Below are 414 nucleotides of genomic sequence, written 5' to 3'. Positions count from 1 at the left end.
TAAATTCTTTGCTGTAACGTTTCATTGCGATCCCCTCCGTCTCTGTTCGTTCAGTTTAACAGATTTTTGGGGAATTTGCGACTGCACTTACAGGGTACTACTCCAGTATATGGTGACCGCTCCATTCACCACATACCATGTATCGGCGCCGTCTGTGCCCCAAGTGGCGTCTTTGAAGTTGGGTCTGTTCTCGCTGCTCTTTGCCTCGGTGTAGCTGTCGCAAGTCTGCGCATCGCCGTTTGCGTCCAGATATGAGACGCTTCCCGCCGCCAGCGCCGCCGTGGGCAGCAGGCTCAGGCACAGGGCCAGCGTCAGCAGAATACTGATTGCTTTTTTCTTCATTTCTGTTTCCTCCTTCATAATTGGCGTGTGGTCAAAAGTTTTGATGGGATGGAACATCCTATCATGAAGGGG

At 51.4% G+C, this 414-nt stretch carries 1 protein-coding gene; it reads right to left on the bottom strand.

Annotated elements, in window-relative coordinates:
* Positions 1-87: 87 nt before the first annotated feature.
* A complete protein-coding gene (locus tag ACTQ34_RS18195) occupies positions 88-342 on the bottom strand; it encodes a hypothetical protein (protein WP_441364998.1) in 255 nt (84 codons plus the stop codon).
* Between the last annotated feature and the right edge of the window lie 72 nt (positions 343-414).

This window comes from Agathobaculum sp. LCP25S3_E8 (assembly GCF_052117165.1).
In the GTDB taxonomy this organism is placed as follows: Bacteria; Bacillota; Clostridia; order Oscillospirales; family Butyricicoccaceae; genus Agathobaculum.
This window is presented reverse-complemented; position numbering and strand designations above follow the sequence as displayed.